Annotated in this window: 4 protein-coding genes and 1 pseudogene; all 5 read left to right on the top strand. The window is 67.2% G+C overall.

The window, feature by feature from the left end; genetic code table 11:
* On the top strand, window positions 1-1,260 hold a 1,260-nt coding region (gene miaB, locus JHD07_RS34110), incomplete at its 5' end, for a tRNA (N6-isopentenyl adenosine(37)-C2)-methylthiotransferase MiaB (protein WP_291630159.1).
* 64 nt (window positions 1,261-1,324) lie between these two features.
* On the top strand, window positions 1,325-2,320 hold the full coding sequence (locus JHD07_RS34105) for a PhoH family protein (protein ID WP_291630156.1): 996 nt from the start codon (window positions 1,325-1,327) through the stop codon (window positions 2,318-2,320).
* 58 nt (window positions 2,321-2,378) lie between these two features.
* Window positions 2,379-2,888 (top strand): rRNA maturation RNase YbeY, encoded by a 510-nt coding sequence (gene ybeY, locus JHD07_RS34100; protein WP_291630154.1) that lies wholly within the window; start codon window positions 2,379-2,381, stop codon window positions 2,886-2,888.
* A gap of 1 nt (window position 2,889) precedes the next feature.
* Complete coding sequence (locus JHD07_RS34095) at window positions 2,890-4,008, top strand: hemolysin family protein (RefSeq protein ID WP_291630152.1); 1,119 nt, start codon at window positions 2,890-2,892, stop codon at window positions 4,006-4,008.
* A pseudogene (locus JHD07_RS34090) lies at window positions 4,005-4,201 on the top strand (apolipoprotein N-acyltransferase); the annotation flags it as partial. The gene JHD07_RS34095 and the pseudogene JHD07_RS34090, both read left to right, overlap by 4 nt.

The raw sequence follows: 4,201 nt of genomic DNA, 5'->3' as shown, positions 1-4,201 counted from the left end.
ATCCTCAACACCTGCCATATCCGCGAGAAGGCTTCGGAAAAGGTCTATTCCGAGCTCGGCCGCCTGCGCGTCGCCAAGGACGAGGCCGCGCGTGGGGGCCGCGCGATGCAGATCGCGGTGGCCGGCTGCGTGGCGCAGGCCGAGGGCGAGGAGATCGTGCGGCGGGCGCCCGCGGTCGACGTCGTGGTCGGGCCGCAGAGCTATCATCATCTGCCGGAGCTGCTGAAGCGCGCCGGCAGCGAAGGCCGCGCGATCGAGACTGAGTTCCCGGCCGAGGACAAGTTCGGCTTCTTGGCCCAACCCACGCCCGACGCGATCCGCGCGCGCGGCATTTCCGCCTTCGTCACGGTGCAGGAAGGCTGCGACAAGTTCTGCACCTTCTGCGTCGTACCCTACACGCGGGGCTCGGAAGTCTCGCGCCCGGTGGCGAAGATCGTCGATGACGTGAAGCGCCTCGCCGACAATGGCGTGCGCGAGCTGACGCTGATCGGACAGAACGTCAACGCCTATCATGGCGAGGGTCCGGACGGAAAAACCTGGCCGCTCGGCAGGCTGCTCGAACATCTGGCGGCGATCCCGGGCATTGCGCGGCTGCGCTATTCGACCAGCCATCCCCGCGACGTCGACGACAGCCTGATTGCCGCCCATCGCGATCTCGGTGCCCTGATGCCGTTCGTGCACCTGCCGGTGCAGTCGGGCTCGGACCGGATTCTGGCCGCCATGAACCGCAAACATACCGCCGATGACTACCGGCGGGTCGTCGAGCGTTTCCGCGCCGCCCGCCAAGACATTGCTTTTTCATCAGATTTCATCGTCGGCTTCCCCGGCGAAAGCGAGCAAGATTTTCTCGCCACCCTCGCGCTTGTCACGCAAATCGGCTACGCTGCGGCGTATTCGTTCAAATACTCCGCCCGGCCGGGAACGCCGGCCGCGGACATGCAGGAGACGGTGTCCCCCGCCGACATGGACCAGCGATTGGAGCGGCTCCAGGAACTGATCGACAGCCAGCAATCGGCCTTCAACAAGGCTGCGATTGGCTCAACGGTCGATGTGTTGTTCGAGCGTCCGGCCCGCAAGGAGGGCCAGATCGTCGGGCGCACCGCGTACCTCCAGCCGGCGCATGTCATGGCCTCGCCCGACATCATCGGACAGATCCTGCCGGTCCGCATCGACAGCCTCGAGCGGTACAGTTTTCTCGGCGAGCTCGTGACGGCGCGCAGCGCGCGCGAGCCCGCTTTATCGCAAGCCAGTGGAGCCTGAACCCTTGCCAAAAAGCGCATCGGATTCGTCTTCGTTCGCTCCCAGCCGCAAATTTGACCGCGACATGCAAGCTCCGCCCGAGACCCAGGTCGTCATCGACTTCGACGACAACCGCGCCGCCTCCGCACTGGTCGGCCCCTACGGCCAGCATCTGGCGCAGATCGAGCGGCGGCTCGGCGTGGTCGTGGACTCCAAAGGCAACCACATCACGATCGGCGGCTCGCGCGACGGCTGCGACGCCGCGCGCCGCGTGCTTGAGATGCTCTACGGTCAGGCCGTGAAGGGGCAGGATCTCGACCAGGGCGAGGTCGAAGGCGCGATCCGCGCCGTCATCGCGCAAGGCTCGCTGTTCGAGTTCGATGCCAAATCGCCCAAGACGGCCTTCGACAGCATCAACTTGCGCAAGCGCCCGGTGCGCGCGCGCACCGCCGCGCAGGATTCCTACATCCGCGCGCTGAAACGCCACGAGCTGGTGTTCGGCGTCGGCCCGGCCGGCACCGGAAAGACCTGGCTTGCCGTCGCCCACGCCGCCCAGCTGTTCGAGCGCAAGGAGGTCGACCGCATCATCCTGTCGCGTCCGGCTGTGGAAGCCGGCGAGCGACTCGGTTTCCTGCCCGGCGACCTCCGCGAGAAGGTGGATCCTTATCTGCGGCCGATCTACGACGCGCTCTACGATCTCATGGATGCGCGCATCGTCGAGCGTGCGCTGCAGAGCGGCGAGATCGAGATCGCGCCACTCGCGTTCATGCGCGGCCGCACGCTGACCAATGCCGCCATCATCCTGGACGAGGCCCAGAACACCACGTCGATGCAGATGAAGATGTTCCTGACGCGTCTCGGCGAGAACAGCCGCATGATCGTGACGGGCGATCCCTCGCAGATCGACCTGCCCAACGGCCAGACCTCGGGCCTCGCCGAAGCGACCCGGCTCCTGAACGGCATCGAGGGTATCGCCCAGGTTCATTTCAAGGCCGAGGACGTGATCCGCCACGAACTCGTGGCAAGGATCGTCGGCGCCTACGAAGGGTCGCCGCAGCGACCGGCCACCGGTCAATCCTGACGAGGCAACACCGGACCCCGAGGGCGTGAATATGGCGTCCTTCGTCCGAGACAGCACAATGTCCCATTCCAATATTCCCATGACCGAGGTCCTCGTCGTTGCCGATTGCTGGCAGCGCAAGCCCGATTCAGAAGCCGTGATCCAGCGCGCGGTGGCGGCCGCCGCCGAGAGCGTCGACGAAGACGTTGCCGACGCGGAAGTGGCGGTGATGCTGACCGATGATGCCGGCATCCGCACCCTCAACAGCAACTGGCGCGGCATCGACAAGCCGACCAACGTGCTGTCGTTCCCCGCGCTGCAGCCGGAGGGCGCGTGGAAGCCGGGCGATGCGCCGCGCATGCTCGGCGACATCGCGATCGCCTACGAGACCATGCGGCGCGAGGCGGACGAGGAACACAAGCCGTTCGATCACCATCTGAGCCATCTCGCCGTGCACGGCTTCCTGCACCTGATCGGCTACGATCACGAGAACGACGCCGACGCCGAGGAGATGGAAGCGCTGGAGACGCAGATCCTGGCGCATCTCGGCATCCCCGATCCCTATGCCGACCGCACGGGGACGCACTGAGATGCCTGAATCCGACCCAATCCAGGACAACCCGCGCAACACGCGCAATCTGCCCGTCGTCGTGGCGCACGGCGAGGTGATGCGCCCGAGCTCCGAAGGCTGGCTGCTGCGCGCGATCCGCACGCTGTTCGGCTGGAAGGCGGGCTCGGTGCGCCACGACCTCCAGGTCGTGCTGGATGCGACCACACCCGACGACACCGGCTTCTCGGCCGTCGAGCGCACCATGCTGCGCAACATCCTCGGCCTGCACGAGCGCCGGATCGCCGACGTCATGGTGCATCGCGCCGACATCGTCGCGGTGAAGCGCGACATCCCGCTCGGCGAATTGATGGACCGCTTCGAGAGTGCAGGCCATTCCCGCCTCGTGGTCTACAACGAGACGCTCGACGATCCCGTCGGCATCGTCCACATCCGCGACCTGCTCGCCTTCATGACCGCACGCGCCCGCGTGTCGCAAGCCACCAAGACCAAGCGCAAGAAGCCGCTGCCGGCCGGGCTCGACCTGCGTGCGGTCGATCTCGCGCTGCCGCTTCATGACGCGCACATCATCCGCAAGCTGCTCTACGTGCCGCCCTCGATGCGGGCGATCGACCTGCTCGCGCAGATGCAGGCCTCGCGCATCCATCTGGCGCTGGTGGTCGACGAATATGGCGGCAGCGACGGGCTGGTCTCGATCGAGGACATCGTCGAGCAGATCGTGGGCGAGATCGACGACGAGCACGACAGCGACGAGCCACCCTCGATCGTGCGCCTGCCCGACAACGCCTTCATCGCCGACGCCCGCGCCAGCCTCGACGACGTCCGCTCGGTGATCGGCGAGGATTTCCTCACCGGCGAGGCCGGCGAGGAGGTGGAGACGCTGGGCGGCTATCTCGTCAGCTTCGTCGGGCGCCTGCCGGTGCGGGGCGAGGTGATCTCGGGTCCCGGCACCTACGAGGTCGAGGTGCTCGATGCCGATCCGCGCCGCGTCAAGCGGCTGCGCATCTCGACGCGGAAGGAGCGTCCGGCCCCCCGCGTCCAGCGCGAGAGCCGGCGCCGCGAAGCCACGCCGGACAGCGGACAATCGCCGGCCGGCGACACGCCCACGCCGCCGCCGGGCGACGGGACCGCCCCGCAGTGAGCCCATCGCAGCGACTTCGGCAAATTGCGCTCGCCGTCATCCTCGCCTGGGGATGGCAGCGCGCCGTCATCGCCATGGCGGCCGGGGCGTTGTCGGTGCTGGCGCTGGCGCCATTCAACCTCTTCCCGGTGCTGTTCGTCACCTTCCCGGTGCTTGTCTGGCTGATCGACGGCGCCGGCGCCGTCGATCAGCC

Source organism: Bradyrhizobium sp., assembly GCF_016462955.1.
Classification (GTDB): domain Bacteria; phylum Pseudomonadota; class Alphaproteobacteria; order Rhizobiales; family Xanthobacteraceae; genus Bradyrhizobium.
This window is presented reverse-complemented; position numbering and strand designations above follow the sequence as displayed.

What these genes read in the sequence shown, in the direction of transcription:
- JHD07_RS34105 (WP_291630156.1), top strand. Translation starts at nt 1,325, where the DNA reads ATGCAAGCTCCGCCCGAGACCCAGGTCGTCATCGACTTCGACGACAAC.
- JHD07_RS34095 (WP_291630152.1), top strand. Translation starts at nt 2,890, where the DNA reads ATGCCTGAATCCGACCCAATCCAGGACAACCCGCGCAACACGCGCAAT.
- ybeY (WP_291630154.1), top strand. Translation starts at nt 2,379, where the DNA reads ATGTCCCATTCCAATATTCCCATGACCGAGGTCCTCGTCGTTGCCGAT.